Annotated in this window: 22 protein-coding genes; 9 read left to right on the forward strand and 13 right to left on the reverse strand. The window is 37.1% G+C overall.

Going from position 1 to position 21,682, the window contains the following annotated elements:
• Positions 1–44 precede the first annotated feature (44 nt).
• The 3 genes from ABGT15_RS03475 to ABGT15_RS03485 form a co-directional block, all read right to left on the reverse strand.
• Positions 45–614: a dihydrofolate reductase family protein gene (locus tag ABGT15_RS03475; RefSeq protein WP_367230026.1), complete on the reverse strand. Its 570-nt coding sequence runs from the start codon at positions 612–614 to the stop codon at positions 45–47.
• A 58-nt stretch (positions 615–672) separates the two neighbouring features.
• On the reverse strand, positions 673–1,482 hold the full coding sequence (locus tag ABGT15_RS03480) for a cyclase family protein (RefSeq protein ID WP_367230027.1): 810 nt from the start codon (positions 1,480–1,482) through the stop codon (positions 673–675).
• Between the two features lie 88 nt (positions 1,483–1,570).
• Entirely contained in the window at positions 1,571–1,924 is a 354-nt protein-coding gene (locus ABGT15_RS03485) for a DUF2200 domain-containing protein (protein WP_367230028.1), read from the reverse strand.
• Between the two features lie 250 nt (positions 1,925–2,174).
• Here ABGT15_RS03485 and ABGT15_RS03490 point away from each other — a divergent pair, with 250 nt between their 5' ends.
• The gene (locus ABGT15_RS03490; protein ID WP_367230029.1) at positions 2,175–2,798 is read left to right on the forward strand and encodes a matrixin family metalloprotease; all 624 of its coding nucleotides are present in this window, start codon (positions 2,175–2,177) and stop codon (positions 2,796–2,798) included.
• Between the two features lie 58 nt (positions 2,799–2,856).
• On the opposite strand, the gene ABGT15_RS03495 is transcribed toward ABGT15_RS03490, so the two are convergent.
• On the reverse strand, positions 2,857–3,270 hold the full coding sequence (locus ABGT15_RS03495) for an OsmC family protein (RefSeq protein ID WP_367230030.1): 414 nt from the start codon (positions 3,268–3,270) through the stop codon (positions 2,857–2,859).
• Positions 3,271–3,534: 264 nt separating this feature from the next.
• Between ABGT15_RS03495 and ABGT15_RS03500 the strand changes: the two genes are divergently transcribed.
• Positions 3,535–4,974, forward strand: a complete 1,440-nt coding sequence (locus ABGT15_RS03500; protein WP_367230031.1) for a T9SS type A sorting domain-containing protein — start codon at positions 3,535–3,537, stop codon at positions 4,972–4,974.
• Between the two features lie 111 nt (positions 4,975–5,085).
• Here ABGT15_RS03500 and ABGT15_RS03505 read toward each other — a convergent pair whose 3' ends face one another.
• From ABGT15_RS03505 to ABGT15_RS03545, 9 genes are all read right to left on the reverse strand, one after another.
• Complete coding sequence (locus ABGT15_RS03505) at positions 5,086–5,835, reverse strand: maleate cis-trans isomerase family protein (protein ID WP_317245447.1); 750 nt, start codon at positions 5,833–5,835, stop codon at positions 5,086–5,088.
• A 65-nt stretch (positions 5,836–5,900) separates the two neighbouring features.
• On the reverse strand, positions 5,901–6,809 hold the full coding sequence (locus ABGT15_RS03510; protein WP_367230032.1) for a fumarylacetoacetate hydrolase family protein: 909 nt from the start codon (positions 6,807–6,809) through the stop codon (positions 5,901–5,903).
• Between the two features lie 45 nt (positions 6,810–6,854).
• The gene (locus tag ABGT15_RS03515) at positions 6,855–7,964 is read right to left on the reverse strand and encodes a cupin domain-containing protein (protein ID WP_367230033.1); all 1,110 of its coding nucleotides are present in this window, start codon (positions 7,962–7,964) and stop codon (positions 6,855–6,857) included.
• A gap of 117 nt (positions 7,965–8,081) precedes the next feature.
• On the reverse strand, positions 8,082–9,062 hold the full coding sequence (locus ABGT15_RS03520; protein WP_367230034.1) for a carbon-nitrogen hydrolase family protein: 981 nt from the start codon (positions 9,060–9,062) through the stop codon (positions 8,082–8,084).
• Between the two features lie 3 nt (positions 9,063–9,065).
• Positions 9,066–9,491 (reverse strand): acyl-CoA thioesterase, encoded by a 426-nt coding sequence (locus ABGT15_RS03525; protein WP_367230035.1) that lies wholly within the window; start codon positions 9,489–9,491, stop codon positions 9,066–9,068.
• Between the two features lie 17 nt (positions 9,492–9,508).
• Positions 9,509–11,098, reverse strand: coding sequence for an AMP-binding protein (locus ABGT15_RS03530; RefSeq protein ID WP_367230036.1), 1,590 nt, complete (start codon positions 11,096–11,098; stop codon positions 9,509–9,511).
• A gap of 16 nt (positions 11,099–11,114) precedes the next feature.
• On the reverse strand, positions 11,115–13,418 hold the full coding sequence (locus ABGT15_RS03535) for an FAD-dependent monooxygenase (protein ID WP_367230037.1): 2,304 nt from the start codon (positions 13,416–13,418) through the stop codon (positions 11,115–11,117).
• A gap of 67 nt (positions 13,419–13,485) precedes the next feature.
• Positions 13,486–13,941 carry an SRPBCC domain-containing protein gene (locus tag ABGT15_RS03540; protein WP_367230038.1) on the reverse strand — a complete coding sequence of 152 codons (456 nt, stop codon included), beginning with the start codon at positions 13,939–13,941 and terminating at the stop codon, positions 13,486–13,488.
• 1 nt (position 13,942) lies between these two features.
• Positions 13,943–14,548 (reverse strand): flavin reductase family protein, encoded by a 606-nt coding sequence (locus ABGT15_RS03545; protein WP_367230039.1) that lies wholly within the window; start codon positions 14,546–14,548, stop codon positions 13,943–13,945.
• Positions 14,549–14,814: 266 nt separating this feature from the next.
• Here ABGT15_RS03545 and ABGT15_RS03550 point away from each other — a divergent pair, with 266 nt between their 5' ends.
• The 7 genes from ABGT15_RS03550 (at position 14,815) to ABGT15_RS03580 (ending at position 21,682) form a co-directional block, all read left to right on the forward strand.
• Entirely contained in the window at positions 14,815–15,234 is a 420-nt protein-coding gene (locus ABGT15_RS03550) for a transposase-like zinc-binding domain-containing protein (protein ID WP_367230040.1), read from the forward strand.
• 97 nt (positions 15,235–15,331) lie between these two features.
• A complete protein-coding gene (locus tag ABGT15_RS03555) occupies positions 15,332–16,570 on the forward strand; it encodes a hypothetical protein (RefSeq protein WP_367230041.1) in 1,239 nt (412 codons plus the stop codon).
• A gap of 30 nt (positions 16,571–16,600) precedes the next feature.
• On the forward strand, positions 16,601–18,139 hold the full coding sequence (locus tag ABGT15_RS03560; protein ID WP_367230042.1) for an MFS transporter: 1,539 nt from the start codon (positions 16,601–16,603) through the stop codon (positions 18,137–18,139).
• An 11-nt stretch (positions 18,140–18,150) separates the two neighbouring features.
• On the forward strand, positions 18,151–18,366 hold the full coding sequence (locus ABGT15_RS03565) for a DUF6814 family protein (protein ID WP_367230043.1): 216 nt from the start codon (positions 18,151–18,153) through the stop codon (positions 18,364–18,366).
• 56 nt (positions 18,367–18,422) lie between these two features.
• Positions 18,423–18,617: a hypothetical protein gene (locus ABGT15_RS03570; protein WP_367230044.1), complete on the forward strand. Its 195-nt coding sequence runs from the start codon at positions 18,423–18,425 to the stop codon at positions 18,615–18,617.
• Complete coding sequence (locus tag ABGT15_RS03575; protein ID WP_367230045.1) at positions 18,610–21,309, forward strand: ATP-binding protein; 2,700 nt, start codon at positions 18,610–18,612, stop codon at positions 21,307–21,309. Before ABGT15_RS03570 ends, ABGT15_RS03575 begins: the two co-directional genes overlap by 8 nt.
• Positions 21,302–21,682, forward strand: a complete 381-nt coding sequence (locus ABGT15_RS03580; RefSeq protein WP_367230046.1) for a response regulator transcription factor — start codon at positions 21,302–21,304, stop codon at positions 21,680–21,682. Before ABGT15_RS03575 ends, ABGT15_RS03580 begins: the two co-directional genes overlap by 8 nt.

Genomic DNA, 21,682 nt, shown 5'->3' on the forward strand with positions numbered 1-21,682 from the left:
ATTGTCTCGATGCGCACCGATATCCAACTTGCATAAAAACCTTGTTAACGGTTCTTTGTTTTCTCTAATGTTGGTTCATAGTAAAATACTGTCGCACCCGAATTTAGGTATTTTGTTTTAGTGAGTTTAAGAACAATCCTTTCCTTTATTTGGTCAAACAATGGCAGACCTTTGCCTTCTATGACGGGATGAATGCAAACTTGAAATTCGTCAACAAGATTGCAGTTTAATAGTTGAATAATCAAACTCCGACTTCCAATAAAAATGTCTTTTCCTGATTGTTGTTTTAATGCTAAAACTTCTTCTTCAAGAGGTCTGTTTGCTAGTTTTGCTGTGTTCCAGCCTGTGTCTTTTAAAGTAGTGGAGAAAATAAGTTTTTCAATTTTGTTTATTGAAATTGCAAAGTCATTCATTGATTTTTCGTCAGAAGGATTCTTCAATAATGCTTGCCAAAATTGCATAAGTTGGTAGGTTGTTCGTCCGTATAATATAACTCCTGCATTGTTCAACAGATCAGCATAATGATAATGTAATTCATCATCAGCAATGAGTCCAGCAGTATGGTCGCAAAACCCATCAAGTGTCATATTGATTGCTGCAATTACTTTTCTCATATTGAAATTTTAGTCTTCTGGCTGTTTTATTCGTGTCGTCCGTTACAATGATCGCTAACTACTGATTATCAACAACGGCAACAATTCTCAAAGGAGCGCCACTTCCTCCTTTTATTTTCATAGGCAATGCGATTATTTCAAATCCTTGAATTGGCAATTTATCAAGGTTAGCGAGATTCTCAAAAACAGGAATGTTTTTTGAAAGCAATGTCACATGACTTTCAAAATAAGTAGATTGGCCATAATCAATGCTTGGTGTATCGATTCCGATTGCTTTAATAGTACGATGCTCGACCAACCATTTTGCCGCTTCAGGAGAAAGTCCTGGGAAGTGTAGTTCTTTTACAGCTTTATCACCACGTCCACTAGTTCCGAGGTATTTGATTTTGTTAGGGTAATATTTGGAATATCCGGTTTCTAATAAAACAATACTACCATCAGGAATGTTGTTTTTTTCTTTTTTTTCCCAATCAAGAAAATCGTTAACACTAACCAAATAATCTGGATTAGTAAGTGCTTTTGAGGAAACATCGATTTTAATCGCTTGTCCGATTAATTTATCAAGTGGAATTTCATCTACGGTTTGTCCTGTTTTTGAAAAATGTATAGGGGCATCTACGTGGGTTCCGCCATGTTCTGCAGCACTGAAATTATTGGCTGAATAATAATAACCTTTTGGAGTATTTCCATTGTATACTGTGTCCAATTTGAATTCTTCGGCAGTTACCCAATAAATAGTTTCTTCTGAAAAATCATGGGATAAATCAATATAATTTGATGAATCAGACTCTTGTGGACTTTCTGATTTTCTATCACATGAAGCTAATGCGGATAGTATAACTAATGCGTAAAATAGTGTTGCTTTCATCAGTTAACTATTTTTATTATAAATATACTGATAAATGGAGAAAAGTTTTAGAAAAAAAAATTAATTATCTTAAAATCAATATATTATTTTATTCCCTAAGTATCTTCTCCATAGTTTTTCCTTTCGCTAATTCATCAATCAATTTGTCTAAATAGCGAATTTGCTGCATCAGTTTGTCTTCGATGTCTTCCACACGATAGCCGCAAATTACACCGGTAATCTTTGAAACATTCGGATTAATTTGTGGAGCGTTATTGAAAAAATCTTCAAAATTTGTTTGATCAGCAAGGATTTTTTGAAAGCTTTCTTCATTATATCCGGTAAGCCAAAAGATGATTTGATGCACTTCTTCTTTTGTACGCCCTTTTTTCTCAGCTTTTGTAATGTAATGCGGATAAACCCCCGCAAAAGACATTTTGTAAACTCTCGAATTATCCTTCATATCTTTTTAAAATTATTTGATTAACGATTTCTGTTTTTGTTCTCAAGAATATTTAGTGTTAATAAGCTAGAATCCATGTCTTTTGCGAGCATTTTTTCAACTATTGGCACTATACTATTCAAAAGATATTTCATTGTACTTGCATTACGCCAAGTTACCGTTAATAATTTATATTTTTTGATTTGCTAAATAATTAATCAGGGTTAAACTTTTAATTGTCTTGTTTTGTATTTTTAGTAAAATTTATGGTATGCGTTTTATTATTGCGTTACTGATATTGCTTCAGTATTCCTGTTCGGATTATCCGTCTGAAAATAAAGTGGTTGGTATTCAGCCATACAATAGTTTTTCTGAAGAAAAAGCTAATATGATTTCTAAAACCATTGCGGATTTTTATGATGTAAAGACAATTATACTGAAGGATAAGCTAATTAGTAAAAAAGCTTTTATTAATGTGAAATCACCTCGTTACAGAGCTGATAGCATAATCTTATTCCAGCATCGGGATATTCCTGATTCATTGGATTTTATTATAGGACTTACCTCTAAGGATATTTCAACCACAAAATATAAGAGTGGCAGAAAAATGGTTCAGCCTGCCTACAAATATCAGGATTGGGGCGTAATGGGATTGGGATACTGCCCTGGAAACAGTTGTGTGGTTTCTACTTTTCGCATTAAACATAAAGATGCAGCAACTGTAAACGTTCGCTTGCAAAAAGTTGCTGTACATGAGTTTGGACACAATTTAGGTTTGCCACACTGTAAAGATAAAAAATGCGTAATGACGGATGCTGTGGAGAAAATTGCAACTATCGATAATGCTAAACTTGCTTTATGCTACGATTGTAAAATGAAAATCAAAAAAACTTGATTAAAAAATAAAGCCACGTACTCTGAGAGTCATGGCTTTTTATTTGCATGTAAATTGTTTATTGATTTAAACTAAACACAACTGTAATTTTTGTGTTCAACAACTTCGAAATAGGGCAGTTGGCTTCGGCATCTCGCACGAGTTCTTCAAATTTTGCATTATCGATACCCGGAACAGTCGCCAATAAAGAGAGGTTGGACGCTACAATATTGCCATCTTCAAATACAATCTCGCAATCGGTTTTCAATTCATCGGGAGTAAAACCTGCAGCCTGTAAATTGAAAGCCAGTTTCATAGTAAAGCAACCAGAATGTGCTGCACCAACTAATTCTTCGGGATTAGTTCCAATACCTTCCTCAAATCGGGAAGAAAAAGAATATTGTGTTTTGTTTAAAACGGTGCTTTGTGTGGTTAAATGACCTTTCCCGTCTTTGCCTGTGCCATTCCAAACGGCGGTTGCTCTTCTTTTCATATGTGTTGCTTTTTAAAAATTAAAAGGAGTACTAATTTACAAAATTGTAGGATGAATAGCTTGTTAAATGCGATTATGTATTAAAATATTTTTAAGGGATATGTCTGTTAAGATAGCAGTTGCTTTTAATTTCTTTTGTAACTATATTTTTCTTGATTCAAAATTATTTTTAATGTAAATAATTGATAATCAATAATTTATTTTATATGTTGTAACTTTGTATACTTTGTTTTTCTTATTTGTTTAATCTTAAAGATTAATGTCATGAAGAAAATTATCTATTTTATAACAGTTTTTTTTGCCTCATTAATTGGTTTCGCACAAGATGGATCACTGGATTTGAGTTTTGTTGTGCAAGATGGTGTGGCTGAATATAGTCAGGCAATTGTCCAGGCTGACGGGAAAATCCTAATTGTTGAAAATTTTGTCGATAGTAATGGTAATACCTCTCCATCAAAAGTCAAAAGATTTAACAATAATGGAAATGTTGACGGAAGTTTTAATGATTTGATTGTAACAGAAGGTGGCTTTATGGCATCATTAGCAATACAGCCTGATGGGAAAATAATAGTTGTAGGACCTTTTACTGAGTTAAATAATGTTACGGTAAATAATTTGGTAAGATTGAATCCTGATGGTTCATTGGATATGAGTTTTAATAACAATCCCGAAATAGACGGATCTTTACTGTCTGTAGCTATTCAAGCTGATGGGAAAATACTTGTAGGGGGGGTGTTTCAAAATTACAATGGTGTTTCTAGAGACGGCTTAGCTCGATTAAATTTGGATGGTTCTTTAGATTTGACTTTTAATACTAGTATAGGTTTTACGGATAATAATTATATTACAAAAATTATTACTCAAAATGATGGGAAAATTTTGGTAAGTGGGCTATTATCTTTTTCCGGAGTTTTTAAATTAATAAATCGTTTAAATTCGGATGGTTCGGAAGATGAAAGTTTTATTAATATCACACCGTTTATCTATATGTATTGTGATTATGGATGTGGTTATTATTCAGTGTTTTTGGAAAAAGACAATAAGATTTTAATTGGTGGAGTTTTTGATGTATATAACGATATAAATCACACACAACTATTAGGGTCAAATATGGTCCGCTTAAATGCCAATGGAACTTTAGATACCTGTTTTTATACAGATTTAAACATTTCCGATACTAATAGTTTTTATCCTTCGGCAATTCAATCTGATGGAAAAATAATTGTTACAGGATATTATCCGGATTACAATGGTCAGGTTATAAATAACATTGCGAGATTACAGCCCAATGGTCAAATAGATACTGATTTTGATATAGGTTCGGGGTCTAATGGAGGGATTTCCAGTGCTGTTGTTCAACCAGACGGAAAAATAATAATAACAGGAATTTTTACTGAATACGATGGTGTTCCTCGAAATCACATTGCCCGTATCAACAGTACGTCAAGTCTATCATCAGAAGAGTTTGGTGGTAAAACAGTTAAGTTTTATCCAAACCCGGTAAAAGATATTCTGCATTTGGATTTACCGCAAGGGGTTACCGCAAAACAATATGAAATTTATGATTTATTGTCAAAAGGTGCCACAACGGCTACTGTTTTAAATTATAATTCAATTAACGTCAGTCATTTAAGTAATGGTGTCTATATGCTTAAAGTGGAAACCAGTGATGGATATTTCATAAATAAGTTTCTGAAAGAATGATTCAGAGAATTGAAATTATAAGGAAAGAAATCTTTTTATAACCATTTTTTAGCCTCATTTTTGTATATTTAATCAAATAAAAAGCCTCTTCATAAGAGGCTTTTTTTATTATTAATACTTTCCGCTTAACAATTCCCCGCCAATAGGCGCTTTTGCTTCAATACCTAATTTCTTCATCATTTCATAAGTCGTACAAACTGCTGCTGAAGTTACCGGAATACCAATTTCTTTCTGAATCAAATCAATTGCTTCCAATGATGGCATCTGTACACAAGCCGATGCAACCAACACATCAACTCCAGTCAAATCTAATCTTTTGTAGATTTCCAACAAATTCATCGGATCTTGCGCTGCCACTTCCAAATTATCAGGAATCTCCAAAGCGATAGAATCGACCACTTCAAAACCTTGATGTTCAATATAATCTACAACCAAATCCGTTAAAGGACGCATGTACGGCGTAATTACCGCCACTTTTTTAGCACCCAAAACTTTCAATCCGTTGATTAAAGCTCCGGCTGAAGTTACAATTGGAGTAGGGAAGTCATTCTTAATTGTTTCCTGATGCAAATTTACTTCCGAAACACAGTGGTAACCGCGTCCCATGCTCATGATAGCAACTAAACAAGCGTAACCCATAACGTCAACATGCGCATCAGATAATTCCGTGGCACATTTCAAGCTCATGGCATCCATCGCTTCTAATTCTTCTTTGGTTACTTTTTTCATGCGCATACGGCTCGAATGGAAAGTAAAGCGTTCCGGTAAAATTGTTTCGCGAGAACGAAAAACTGCCGGAATCTCCGTTTCCATAGTTACGTTTGATGAAGGTACAATCTGACCAATTCTATATTTTTTCATTTTCTTTAATTTCAAAGCAACTGAGTTACAAAGTAACAAAGTCTTTTTTATTCTATTTACTTTAATTAAATCTCCTTAACCGTATTAACAATTGTCCCGATGCCTTCTATAGTAGCTTCCACCACATCACCGTCCCACATCCATTCCTGAGGATTTCTTCCGGCACCTACACCAGCAGGCGTTCCAGTAGCAATGATATCACCAGATTCTAAAGTGAAAACCGTGCTCAAATCTTCAATTAAATCGTTGATGTTGAACAACAAGAATTTTGTGTTTGAATTCTGTTTTTCAACGCCGTTCAATTTTAAAGACAGGTTTAAATTGTGAGGATTTTCTATTTCATCCGCAGTCACCAAAACCGGTCCCATCGGTGCAAACGTATCTTGTCCTTTGGAAACGATCCATTGTCCTTCACGACGGCAATCTCTCGCAGAAATATCGTTGATTACTGTATAACCAAAAACGTGATTTAACGCTTCGTCTTTTGAAATGTATTTTCCTCCTTTACCAATAATTACAGCCAATTCCACTTCCCAATCTAATTGTTGTGTCAATTTAGGATTCAGTAAAATGTTGGTTTCGGTAGCCGTTACCGATGTTGGTGGTTTAGAGAAAATAATTGGTTTTTGAGGTAATTTCCCAGTAGTATCCAATGTTCTTGCACTTTCCGCAACGTGTTCGGTGTAATTTAAACCAATCCCGATGATGTTTTTTCTAGGTTTTGGGATAGGAGCCAAGAACGTAATATTTGATAACGGATACGAGCAATTACTCAATTCTTCCGAAGTTAAACTATTGATAATTCCTTGAATACGAGTTACTTCAATCAATCCCATGTCAATTAAATCCAACATGGTTTTTGGCATATTCTCTTTTTTGATTTGCGCCACATCTTCCAAATCGATCATGTGGTTATTTTGAACAACACCCAATCTTGGTGCCGCGTGGTTTATTTGATACGTTGCTAATTTCATTTTGTATAAAGGTACTAAGTTACTAAGGTTTTAAGCCTTAAATCGTTAATCTATTTTTTGATGTCCATTATTTTCCGGATACGCTTTCTCCTGATATAATCCCAATTTTTCAATTACCGGTAAATCATTGAAAGAGAATAAACAAGCGTCTTCCGTTTCTGATAAATTCACATGCTCGTGATATACCCATGACGGAACACAGAAAATATCGCGTTCCTTCCAATCAAAGCGTCTTCCACCAATGATCGAATAGCCTTTTCCTTTTGCACACTGGTACACAAAAGAACCAGTATGTTTATGTGCTTTGGTATGCTCTCCCGGACGCAGCATTTGCATCGAAGCGCCCATAGTCTGCATCACATGACCGCCTGTTAACGGATTGGAATACTGCATGATAATCCCATCATAAGGAGAACCATCGTTTACTTTGGCAGCTTCCAATAAAGCCGGATAAACTTGTTTCCAGGAATATTTGAACAATGGTGAATAAGGCTTGTCCCATACTTTATCAGCAGGAATAATACCGGCGCCACCATAGGATAAAGGCAAATAATTAACTGGTGCCTGTAAAGGTTGTTTTCCGTCAAAAACCGCATAATCATTTGCTTCCAATGCGTTCACTAGCGGTATATCCAAACCGTCTTGCCAAACACAAGTTTTTCCACCTTCTGCAACACCATGTTCGTGCCAAGCAGAATTTGGAGTGATTACAAAATCATTTACTTCAAACGTTACTTTGTTGCCATCCACTACGGTATAACCACCTTCGCCTTCCATAATGAAGCGTAGGGCAGAAGCCTTATGTCGGTGTGCCGATGTACTTTCTCCTGGACGTGTCACCTGAATTCCGGTGTACAACCAACCCACAGCAGCTGATACATCTTTACGTTTGTCGTTTACCAAATAAACCACGCGACGTCCCGCTTGTTCCGGCGTTACCAATTCGGATGATTTTAAAACTAATTCGCGCAAATCTTCGTATTTCCAAAGCATTGGAACAGAGGATGTGCGTGGTTCCCAAGGCTCAATATCGTTGGCAACCGTCCATAAAGCACCGGCGCCTAAACCTTCTAATTCTTTGTAGTAGGCTTCCAGCTCGGGTGTGTCCTGAACTCGTGCGCGACCGATTACGTCGTCTGAATATTTATCTTCCATTTTTTTATTTTTTGAAGCGAATGGTTTGGGCTCTTTTGGAATCCTTTTTCCTGCTTTTCGCTTTTGCAAGGCAACCGCTGCAATCAGGGCTAGGGGAGAAAACCATTTGCTTGTTTGTTATCGCTTGTTGAATTCTTCGTGATTGTCAATAAAAGTGATTTTTCTAGTTGGAGCAATATTCACTCGCAAATCGAAAATATCAAAACGGTTGTAATGTCCTAAAATATCGTGCATTTGCTTAGGCTGAATGCATTTTGCTAAATCGATATCTGCATACACAATTCCTTCATCGTCAATTAAAGGCTCTCCGATTACAGCTCCGTTTGGTCCGATAAAACCTGAAAAAGCGGAATTTTTACGGGTTAGCAATTCTTCGATATTAGGAACATCGTCTTTTAAAGCGTCCATGATTTCTTTTGAAATCGTTGAACAGGAAACTATCGTAAACAATTTACCTTCAAAAGAATGTGCTGCTGCACGAATCTTGATTGCTTCCGCCATATTGTAATCTGGAGGAGCAACCGGCAACGAAATATAATTCGCAATGTGGATCAATTCGCCTTGTGAAAGCAATGTAAATCGGGCTAAAGTATTCGTGTTTTCACCACAAGCCAACGTTCCGATAGGGCCTATTTCTGTATCATAAACCTTTAAAGATGAGCCGTCTCCAGAAGTCCAGGTCAATTTTTCAGCCCAAGTTGGGACAAGCTTTCTGTGTCTTCCAATAAGGTTTCCATTATTGTCAATGATTAAATTCGTGTTGTAAATTTCTCCATAGCTGTTACCTCGTTCATTAATTCCAATAACAATATGAATGTCATTATCTTTAGCAGCCTGATATAAACGTAACATGTCTTCATCATCAGTAGTTACGGAGCATTTATACAGTTCTTCGTACCATTTACTGCCCTGAACCGGCGTCATCACCCAGTTCCAATACGGATAACCCGCTACAAAAACTTCCGGGAAAGCAATTAGTTTAGCACCATTAGTTGCTGCTTCCTGTACAAAAGAAATAGCTTTATCAATCGTTTTTTCCACATTTAGAAAAACGGGAGCGGTTTGAACAGTGGCGGCTTTGAATTTTTTAAATTCCATAATTTATTGAGGTAAAAGGAAATAACTGATTTTTTCTCTCATAGCTTCATTAAAAGCTTCGGCAGATATTGTTTTGCGGTCTTCGGCAATTTTTACGTTTACAAGCGTGACTTCGCCTTCTAAAATGGTATCGCCTTGTGGGCATTTAAATAGGAAGCCACAAAGCAAAGAAGAGCTTCTCAATTCTTTAACCCATAATTCCTTGGTGATTACTTCGCCTAAACGAGCCGCTTTCTTGAATTGTACCTTCAAATCTACTGTTGGAATACCGTTGGTTTCATGCATTTTGGAAAAAGGTCGGTGCAACGCTTCCTCAAACCAGTCTTCTACCAGTCCGTTAAGCATTTCCAGAAATCTTGGGTAAAACACAATTCCTGCAAAATCAATATGTTGAAAACGAATCTTTTCTGTTTTTATAAAATACTTCATAGCTGTAAAATTAAGTATTATTTCAATTTAAATCGTTGGATTTTACCGGTTTCCGTTTTAGGTAAAACATCGATAAAATTAATAACTCTTGGATATTTGTATGGAGCAGCTACTTCTTTGAACCACTGTTGAATAGCTTTTGCTAATTCATCTGTTGCTTTATGTTTTTCTTTTAAAACAATGTGTGCGCAAACCAGCATGCCGCGTTCTTCATCGGGTAAACCAATAACGGCGCATTCCAGTATTTCTTCGTGTGTCAACAATACACTTTCCACTTCAATGGCCGCAATGTTATATCCGGAAGAAATAATCATATCGTCTCCACGGGCAACAAACCAAAAGAATCCATCTTCATCCTGACGAAAGATATCTCCGGTTAAATTCCATCCATTTTCTACATACTCTCGTTGCTTTTCTTCTCGGTTTAAATATTTGCAGCCTGTAATTCCTTTTACTGCTAATCTTCCGGGTTCGTTTCTCGGAACTTCATTTCCGTTATTGTCGATAATCTTGGCTTCGTATCCGGTAACAGCGACACCCGTAGCGCCAGGTTTCATGTTTGATTCGTTAGAGGAGATGAAGATGTGTAGCATTTCCGTGGCGCCAATTCCATCGATTATTTTCAGTCCGGTTGCATTATACCAGTCTTCCCAGACTTTTAAAGGCAAGGTTTCACCAGCGGAAACACATTTTTTTAAACTTGAAATATTGTATTCGTTTGCTTTGGTTGTTAAAACTCTCCAAGCGGTTGGTGCTGTAAAGCAAGTCGTAACCTTGTAATCCTGAATGGCTTGTAATAATAAATCAGGTGTTGGTTTTTCGATTAAGAAAGTCGAAGCGCCAAAATACATTGGGAATAATACCAAACCACCTAATCCGAAAGTAAATCCTAGAGGAGGACTTCCTGTAAATACATCATTTGGAGTAGGTTGTAGCGAATATTGTGGAAAAGCTTCGCAGATATTCAATACGTCTTTATGATAATGTGCCGTCATTTTAGGTAATCCCGTTGTTCCGGAAGTAAACCCAATCAGCGCAATACTATCTGATTTTGAATGATAATTGGAGTATGTTTTCGGTTTACTCTGCATCAACTCTTCCAATTCTGAAGCCCTGTAATAACAGGTTCTTTTCAAAAAGGGAGATTTTACCAATTCCATTTCTTCCGATAACGAACTGTCGCACAAAACATGAGAGATTTCGGCACAATCAATAATGGTTGTCAACTCTTTGGAGCGAAGCAGAGGCATCGTGGCCACAACAATTCCGCCGGCTTTTAAAATCGCGAACCAACAGGCTACCATCATCGGGTTGTTGGCGGAACGAATCAATACTCGGTTTCCGGATTTTAGACCTAAATCTTCAACCAAAACATGGGCTATCTGATTTGCTTTCTCAAACAAATCGTTGTACGTCCATTTTTCTTCAAATGTCTGAATGCAAACCGCATCTCCATGACCGTTTTGAATATGATAATCCAACAAACGTTCCACGCAATTAAGCATGTCCGGTCGGTTGAATTGTGTTAAATCCAAAAAAGAGTAATCGGGTTGTAACTCCTGAGCTGGTAAACTATTATGGGCGAAATTATCTTCGTAATGTTTCATTCGTAATTTGTAATTTCTATTTCGTAATTATCTTATGACTTTCCGGCTTCAATGCTTTTTTCATGCCTTCTACCGTTTTACGTTCCGATGCTTTTAACGGATACAAATGGGTTGTTCCGGCCATGTATTGCTGCGGAATGTCGGTTGGTCTGAAATTTTCGTAGGCTTGCGCATTACGAACAAAATAAGGATCTAAAAGCAATGGTCTTCCCAGTGAAACCAAATCGGCGCGACCGTTTAATAAGATGGTGTTGATTTGATCAATGTCTTGAATGTAACCTGCTGTTATGGTTGGAATATGAACGGTGTTGCGAACCATATCGGAGAAAGGTGTTTGCCACATTCTTCCGGTTTGTGGTTTTTGATGTGCAACGGTATTTCCTGTCGATACACTTATGATATCTGCTCCTGCATTTTTAAAAGCTTCTGAAATTGCAATTACATCTTGTTCTGAAATTCCGTTTTCTGCCCAATCCGAAGCAGAAATTCTCACCGACATCGGTTTTTCTTTTGGAAACGCCTTTCGCATTTCTGTAAAAACTCTTAATGGAAATTTTAATCGGTTTTCGATGCTTCCGCCAAACTCGTCTGTTCTGATATTGGTTAGAGGAGAAAGGAATGAAGCTAATAAAAACCCGTGATGCGCTTGTAGTTCAATCATGTCAAATCCGGCAGCATTGGCATTTTTGGTTGCCTGTACAAATTCTGAAACGATTTTATCCATGTCGGCTAACGTTATTTCTTTTGGAGCAGCCAGTTTTTCATTGAACGGAATAGGGGAAGCGGAAAGTAACTCCCAAGCATTGTCTATGGGTTCAGAACCACCTTCCCAAGGTTTTTTAATGGCGCCTTTTCGTCCGGAATGCCCTAATTGTATTCCTATTTTAGTTTGAGTATTTTGATGGATAAAATCAGTAATTCGTTTCCAGTTAACTATTTGTTCTTCTGAATATAATCCTGTACAACTTGAAGTGATTCTTCCGGTTTCGGAAATGGCAGTCATTTCGGCAATGATCAATCCGACCCCGCCAATTGCACGACTGGTATAATGTTGAAAATGCCAATCGTTTACCACACCGTTTTCAGCCGAATATTGTCCCATCGGAGACATTACGATTCGGTTTTGCAGTGTCATTTCCCTTAACTTAAAAGGAGTGAAGGCTGCAGGAGTTTTAGCATCGGTACCAATTTTGGCATTGAATTCAGATAGTACTTTTTCAGGATACGAAGCATCACGAATCGCTAAATTTTCAAAGGTAACTTTCTTGGAGCGCGTCATCACACCAAAGGCAAATTGCTGAAAATCATGCTGTATGTGTCTATCCATGTGTTCAAACCAATCCAACGAAACGTTTGCAGCATGTTGAATCATTTCCACTCGGTTTCTTCGGGTATTTTCGTATTGTTCAAAAGCTGCTGAAACATTACTTTGATTAGCAACCACAGCATCTGAAAGTGCAATAGCACATTCCATTGCTAATTTTGTTCCGGAACCGATGGAGTAGTGTGCCGTAGCTTTTGCGTCACCTAATAAAACGATATTGTCTTTGTGCCATTTTTCATTGGTAACGTGCGGAAATTGACGCCAGTGTGATTTATTGGTGATTAATGGATGACCGTCTAATTCTTCTTTGAAAATTTCGGCTATTTTTTGAATGGTATCTTCTTCATTGGTTACTTCGAAACCGGCTTTTTCCCATGTTTCATTAGAGCATTCGAAAATCCAGGTACTCATTCCGGCTTCGTATTGATAAGTGTGTGCGACGAAAGTTCCGAATGGTGTTGTTCTGAAGAAATAAGTAAAAGCATCCAATGGTTTTGTGGAACCTAACCAAACAAAACGGTTTTTCTGAAGTTTTATATTGGTTCCGAAATCATCGGCGAATTGTGTTCTGATAGCACTTCCGATGCCGTCTGAAGCTACAATAATGTCGCTATTTTTGAACTGCGCTAAATCGGTTACATCGGCTTCAAAATGAAGGTTTACGCCTTCTTCGGCACAACGTTGTTGTAAAAGCTGTAATAAGGTTTTACGGGAACAACCGCAGAATCCGTTACCGGAAACACTTACACGCTCACCATCACGAGCAACCACGATATCATCCCAATATGCAAATTTGCTGCGGATTAATTCGTACGATTGGGTATCACGGGTTAAAAATTCACCTAAAGTTTCATCGGAAAACACTACGCCAAAACCAAAACTGTCATCGGCTTTGTTGCGTTCGTAAACATCAATTTGACAGTTAGGAATTGCTTTCTTAGTTAATATGGAAAAGTAGAGACCGCCTGGGCCACCTCCGATTACTGTTATTTTCATTTTTTTATGGAACGCGGATACAACAGATTCACCATAGTGAAAACGGGGATACCACGATTTTTATTTATTATTTATTCATAAAATCAAAGGAACCTTTTCTAAGATTGATTCCGTATTCTAAATAGGCTTTCAGGCAGGCTAAAAAATTAGACCATCCAAAGGAATTGCCGGATAACCATTTTAAACCGGCTTCGTTGTTTTCCATGTCTTTTTCGGAAATCGAAACCAAAGTTGAATTGTTTAAACTTTCTGACAAAGTAATTTCAACCAGCAGCTCTTTTCCTGAATTTTCCCAGTAGTACGAAATGTATTTGTCTTTTTCGATTTTACCGACACGAACGGGGCATTCAAAGTCGAATTCAGGGAATTTCCAGATTAGATTTTTACCTTCTTCCATTCTTCCGGTGCTTTCGGAAATGAAGTAGTTGGTCATTTTCTCAGGGTCGACAATTGCTTCAAAGACCTCATTCATTGGTTTTTGAATTTGCATCGCGACTTTTATTTCTAATTTTTGTGATGTCATATCAAATTCTTTTGATGGAAAAGATTTCTCCCAGTTTTGAATAATTCGAACCGGCCAAACGCGCTACAGGTTTGTAGGTTTCCATATTGATTTTGAAATCATCAAGTAAAACGTTTTCGGCCACATGAAACATAACAACTCTTCCGATGATAATGGTTGCACCGCCGTGTTTGTTATCTTCCAGCGTGTAATGATGCACCAATTCGCATTCCATATTGATTGGGCTTTCCAATACTCTTGGTGCTTTAACTTTAACAGATGGGGCAGGAGTGAGACCCGCTAATTCGAATTCGTTTATTTCCGGACCAACGGATTGAGAAGTAGTGTTCATTTTTTCAACGATATCTTCCACGACCATGTTTACTACAAATTGTCCGGTTTCCAGAACATTGTTCAAGGTGTCTTTGTTTGTGTTATTCGGTCGAACCGTTGAGAACATTACATGAGGAGGATCTTCTCCAACTGCATTAAAGAAGGAAAAAGGAGCAAGATTAGGTATTCCATCTTTGTTGATACTGGAAATCCATCCGATAGGACGGGGAATTACAGCTCCGGTTAATAGTTTGTATGTTGCCTTTTGGTCTATTTCGTTTGGATCGAAGTGCATGTTTGTATTATATACTACAAATAAAAGAAAAAAAAGCATATCAAATTTTAAACAATTTGTGGTAAAAAATATTCTTTTTCTTCATTTTTTGATAAAAAGGATATAGTGTTCATTTGATGCTATTAACCTTATTCAAGAATAAATAATTTAATTTTCAATAAATAAAGGTCTGAATTTATTGAGATTATGGAATTTTTACCCTAAAAAAATAAATTATTAATTTTTAATTGTTGCTAAATTACTATATTTATACAAAATTACTATACATGGAATTAGCAGAGTGTCCGAAATGCGGAAATACCAATATCGTAAAAAGCGGAATTGTAGGAAATAGACAGCGATATTTGTGCAAAAAATGCAACTACTATTTTACAGTTAATAAGCTTGGTAAGAAGATTGACAATTATTATGTTACGAAAGCGCTTCAGTTGTATTTGGAAGGTTTAAGCTATCGTGAAATTGAACGGATCATCGGTGTTTCCCATGTAACTGTAAGTAACTGGATAAAGGAGTTCAACGTAAAGAAACCATCTCATGCCGATTATCATCCAACGTATAAAATTCTTAATCATTTAGAGCTGCTTGAATACCTTAAAAACAAGTCGCAATTATCTGGAGCTGGAATGATTATCACAGAGTTAGGTGATAAATTTATGCTTATTAAATGGGAACGTTTTAAAGATTAGCTATAGTAGTTTACAAAAACATATATGTAATTATTATCCATCCGATTCATTTTTAGAATATTGGTTTGCCAAACCGAAATAAACTAATCTGCTAATTATGAAAAAAAACATTGTTTTACTGAGCCTCTTGCTTTTTGGTGCAATAGGATTTTCACAAGGCTCTTCAGAGTATGGCGGCGGCCTCAAAGTTAACATTAACCAAGACGGCTCGAATTACTTCAGAATTATTACCTGGGCACAATTTTGGGCGCAACACAATCCGGACAAACCTTTAGATGCTAACGGAAATGAGCAGGAAGATCTGACATTTTCCATTCGAAGAGCCCGATTACTTCTTTATGCGCAACTTAATTCGAAATTTTTAATCGTAACCCATTTAGGATTAAACAGTTTAAATGCAGACAACATGAGTCCAACAGGAGCAAAAGACAACGCACAATTCTTCCTGCATGATGCTTATGTTCAGTACAACCTCAATAACAACCACTCACTTGGTGGCGGAATCCATTACTGGAACGGAATTTCCCGATTAAACAACAGCAGCACCTTAAATATGATGACGTTAGACAACCAGCGTCAAACCTGGGCAACTTTAGGATTGTCCGATCAATTTGGGAGAAGTATGGGTGTTTTCGCTAAAGGAAGTTTAGGAAAATTACAATATCGCGTTTCCGTAAATGATGCACTTACCAATAATTTTGAAGCGGCACTTACACCTGTAAACGGAGGTTCGGCAATTTATGCCGGAAAACGTTTGTTAGGTTCCAAAGAAGCCGGAAAAACTTATGCTGGTTACTTCGAATATAATTTCCTAGATAATGAAAGTAACTTTTTGCCTTATAAAGTGGGAAGTTATTTAGGAAGTAAAAAAGTGTTTAACGTTGGGGCAGGATTTTACGCCCATCCGAATGGCGCTGTTTCAGCAGATTTAGACGGAACCCTGAAAGGTGAAAACGTAACCATTTTTGGTATCGATGCTTTTTATGATGCCCCAATTGGAAAGAAAGGCGGCGCTTTAACCGCTTATGTGTTGTATCAAAATCAGGATTACGGTCATGATTATACTTACGGAACAACTTATGAAACTGGTTCGATGCTTTACGGTCATCTAGGATATTTAATTCCGATGAAAACCAAAACTAAATTACAGCCTTATGTTTCCTACAACGACAGACAAATTGATGCTTTGAATGATAATGCATCTCAATTTGCAGTGGGCACAAATCTATTTTTAACCGGACACCATTCCAAACTCTCACTGGAATACAGTACATTTAAATATGCAGCCAGTGATGCTGTGAATGTAGTGACCTTACAAGCGATGATTTATTTATAAAAAACAAACCACAAACAAACAAAAAACTATATGAGCAACAAATCAACAAAAGGAATCTGGAAAGTAATTTCCGCCTCCTCGATGGGAACCATGATTGAGTGGTACGATTTCTACATCTTCGGAAGTTTAGCCGTAGTATTATCAACTAAATTCTTCCCTACTGATAATCCGACTGCAGCATTTTTATCCACGTTGGCAACTTTTGCCGCAGGATTTGTGGTGCGTCCGTTCGGAGCTTTATTCTTCGGAAGGTTAGGCGATATCATCGGAAGAAAATATACGTTCATGGCAACATTGATGCTAATGGGAGGTGCTACTTTCATCATCGGATGTATACCAAGTTATGAAACCATAGGGTATGCAGCACCCATCATCGTATTGATTCTTCGTTTATTACAAGGTTTGGCACTTGGAGGAGAATACGGTGGTGCTGCAACTTATGTAGCGGAACATGCTCCAAAAAATGAAAAAGGATACTGGACTTCTTGGATTCAAACCACGGCAACGGTAGGATTGTTTATTTCTCTTGTAGTTATCTTGTTGACTAAAAGTGTATTGTCTGCTGAGCAGTTTGATGCTTGGGGATGGCGCGTACCGTTCTGGGTTTCGATCCTTATGGTTTTCGTATCGTACCTGATTCGTAAAAACATGGACGAATCGCCAGCCTTCGCCAAAGCAAAATCAGAAGGAAAAACAAGCAGCAATCCTTTAAAGGAGAGTTTTGGAAACAAATACAACTTAAAATTCGTACTTTTAGCTTTGTTCGGCGCAACGATGGGACAAGGCGTTGTTTGGTACACCGGACAGTTTTATGCCATGAATTTCCTGAAAACCGTTCAGAATGTTGAATCGACACAGGTAGATACTTTATTAGGAATCGCGCTTATTTTAGGAACACCGTTCTTTGTATTTTTCGGTTGGCTGAGTGATAAAATAGGAAGAAAATCAGTTATGATGGCCGGAATGCTGATTGCTATTCTACTATATCGACCAATTTACCGCGCCATGTATGAAAGCACTGATTTGAATTTAAAAACTGAAATCGCTGCCAATACTAAAGTCGTTCCGTCGGCAAAAACGATTGATGCCACTAAGATTGATTCCGTTTTTACTACTACAAAAGCGTATACGGATGGCACTCAGGTGGAAGAAATAAAAACCATTCATTATGAAGCTGGAAAGGTAGTTTTAGATGATAAAGGAAAAGAGAAAATCGAAACCAAAATCACCAAAACAATCAATAACAGTGATAAATGGTTCTTAGTGTTCATGGTTTTTGTTCAGGTAATTTTTGTAACAATGGTGTACGGGCCAATTGCAGCATTCTTGGTGGAAATGTTCCCGGTTAAGATTCGCTATACGTCGATGTCGTTGCCGTATCACGTAGGAAACGGAATATTCGGAGGTTTGCTGCCGGCAATTTCCACGTATTTTGTAACAACGGCAAAAGATTCGGGTAATCCGGAATTTTATTTGGAAGGCTTATGGTATCCGATTGGCATTGCAGCCGTTTGTTTTGTAATCGGAATGATTTACATCGACAGAAAAATTAATACACTTCACGACTAATACCTTTGATTATGAATGCTATAAAAAAATATTTAGGAATAGTTTGGATTATTTTAGGTTTATTAACCGCTTATTTTTCCATCATGATTTTTGGAGGAAAACTGACGTCCGGCAAACAAGACGATTTGGTCTTCGGAATCATCATTTTCTTCATTCTTTTACCTATGATTGTAGCCGGTTTGACCATTTTCGGATGGTATGCCTTAACCAATGAATACGATGATTAATTAATACTGAAATTCCTGGAAGCTCTCTAAAAAAGGGCTTTCAGGTTTTATTTACCATGAAACGACGTCACGAACAAAAACTAATCATTCTTTCCTTGTTATTGCTCATCTGCTTTAACATGCCAATTTTGCTGTTGTTTGATTCCGCAGCATCTTTGTTTGGCGTTCCCGTGATTTATTTTTACATCATTTCGATTTGTGTGTTTTCCATTATCATTTCCTTATATATCGTAAACAAGTACCATGAGTAGCATAGGGTTATTGATAATATTGACCGTTTATTTAGGAATGCTTTTCTTCATCGCACATTGGGCAGAGAAGAAGAGCAACACCAAATGGACGAACAATCCCTATGTATATACCTTATCCTTAGCAGTTTATTGTACGGCTTGGACGTATTACGGAAGTATCGGCGTGGCGGCAAAATCGGGATTGAGTTATCTTACCGTTTATTTAGGGCCAATTATTGTGATCCCTGCATGGATGATCATTCTAAAGAAGATTATCCGAATTTCCCGCGTGAATAAAATCTCCAGTATTGCCGATTTCATCTCTTTACGTTACGGAAACAGTAGATTTTTAGGCGCGATTGTTACTATCGTTTGCCTTTTCGGAATTCTTCCCTATATCGCTTTACAGTTAAAAGCCATTTCGGAAACCTTTCACATTGTTACCCAAACGTCGTTCAGTTCCAATATTTTTAATGATACTACGACTTATGTTGCCATCGCTTTGGCGCTTTTTGCTTCCTATTACGGAACGCGTTATGTAGATGCTTCCGAGAAAAGAAGAGGCATCGTAACCGCCGTTGCTTTAGAATCTGTTTTAAAGTTGTTCTTCTTTTTATTGGTTGGGATTTACGTTACGTTTTTTGCTTTCGATGGTTTTGATGACATTTATGCTCAAGCCAGTCATTTTGACGATTTCAAACAGAAAAATACCATTGGCGGATTGTCTCAGGCTTTGGATTGGTTTTTCCTTTGTATGTTGTCTTTGTTTGCTATCTTCTTGTTACCGAGACAGTTTCAAATGGCGGTTATCGAAAACAACAAAGAAAATCACATCAAAAAAGCGATTTGGTTGTTTCCGTTGTATTTAGTGTTGTTCAACATTTTTGTGTATCCGATTGCTTGGGGCGGAAACATTCTTTTTGATGGAAAAACAGTCAATGCCGATACGTATTCGTTATTAATTCCACAGCTTTTTGGAAACGAGTTTATTACGGTTTTGGTTTTCCTTGGCGGATTTTCGGCCGCGATTTCGATGATTATTGTATCGTCAATCAGTTTGTCTACCATGCTCAGTAACAACGTTTTGATTCCGTATGGTTTCTTGGGAAGATTGATTAATGAAAACAGAGACACCAACGCCAAACGTATCGTAAACATTAGAAAAATTGGTATTTTCTCGCTGATTATTTTGTCGTATGTGATTTACCGTTTCTTCGTTTTGGATTACAATTTGTTCTCCATTGGATTGGTTTCGTTTGTGGTGATTGCACAATTGGCTCCGGCATTTTTTGGAGCTTTGTTATGGCGAAGAGGCTCCTTAAATGGTGCTGTAACGGGAATTATCATCGGATTTTTGGTTTGTGTTTACACGATCCTGATTCCGTATATGATTGGAATTTCAAATTATGATAGCACGTTTTTGACCGAAGGGCCTTGGGGTATTGAAATTTTAAAACCACTTCAGTTATTTGGCTTGGATTATCTTTCACCGATTTCACATGCTTTGTTTTGGAGTTTGTTTTTCAATGCGATGGCGTATTTCGGTATTTCCGTGAGTTTTAAAGGAAATTACCGTGAGCGCAATTATGCCGAAATGTTCGTGGATATCGACAAATATATTACGATGCACGAAAACGCATTTGTCTGGAAAGGAACGGCTTATACATCTGATATCAAGAAAGTTTTAGTACGTTTTTTAGGCGAAGAGCGAACCAACAGAGCTTTAAATTTATTCAGTTTGAAATACAACGTGGATAAAAACCAAGAGCTGGCCGATGCGCGTTTGATTAAGTTTGCTGAGAATCTTCTAACCGGACACATCGGAACGGCTTCTGCAAGGATATTGATTTCCAGTGTGGTAAAAGAAGATAAAATCTCACTTAAGGAAGTTTTGAGCATTTTGGAAGAATCGAAAGAGAACATCATCACCAACAAAAAACTAACCGAGGCGTCTAAAGAACTAAAAGCGTTAACCGGTAAACTACAAGATGCCAACGAACAATTGGTGGAAAAAGACAAGCAAAAAGATGAATTTTTAGATACGGTAACGCACGAACTCCGAACGCCAATCACCGCCATTAAAGCCGCCAGTGAAATTTTACACGATGATGATGAGATCCCTGAAGAACTGAAAAAACAGTTTTTACAGAACATCATTTCAGAAACCGATCGTTTGAACCGTTTGATTGACAAGATTTTGGATTTGGAAAAATTCGAAACCGGTAAACAGAAAATCCTGCTTTCTAAAAACAACCTTATTCAAACCATCAGCAAAGCGATTGAACCGTTGCAACAGTTAATCCGCAATAAAAACATTACGCTGGAATTCGATAAAAACAGGGAAGTGGTTACGTATTTCGACCAAGACCGCATCATTCAGGTTATTACCAATCTGGTTTCCAACGCGATAAAATTTTGTCCGGAAATGGAGGGAAGAATCGAAATACAAATCACGGAAACTAAAAATGAAATTGTAACTTCCATCAAGGATAACGGCAAAGGCATTAATCCGAAAGATTTGGAAATTATCTTCGATAAATTTTATCAGTCGAAAAACCAAAACATTAAAAAACCGGTCGGAAGTGGTTTAGGATTAGCTATTTGCAAACAGATAGTCGAACATCATAAAGGTAAAATCTGGGCAGAAAGCATAAATGGCGTAACTACCTTGACGTTTACTTTACCAAAATACAACACAACAGCATATGAGTAAAAAGAAAATTTTAATTGTAGACGACGAACCCAACATCGTAATGTCGTTGGAATATACTTTTAAAAAGAATGATTTTGAGGTATTTATTGCTCGAGATGGTATTGAAGCACTGGAAATTCTGAAAGTACATGCTCCGGATATTATCATTTTGGACGTAATGATGCCAATGGTAGATGGTTACGCTACTTTGGAACAGATTAAGAAAGAGGAAAAGCTGCAACATTGTAAAGTCATTTTCTTATCTGCTAAAAACAAAGAAAGCGACATTGAGAAAGGTTTGGCTTTAGGTGCTGATTTATACATGACCAAACCATTTTCCGTAAAGAAATTGGTAGAACAGGTAAATGATTTAGCTTCAGACACAACAACTTAA

Origin of the sequence: Flavobacterium enshiense (assembly GCF_040750275.1) — a bacterium.
Lineage (GTDB): Bacteria > Bacteroidota > Bacteroidia > Flavobacteriales > Flavobacteriaceae > Flavobacterium > Flavobacterium enshiense_B.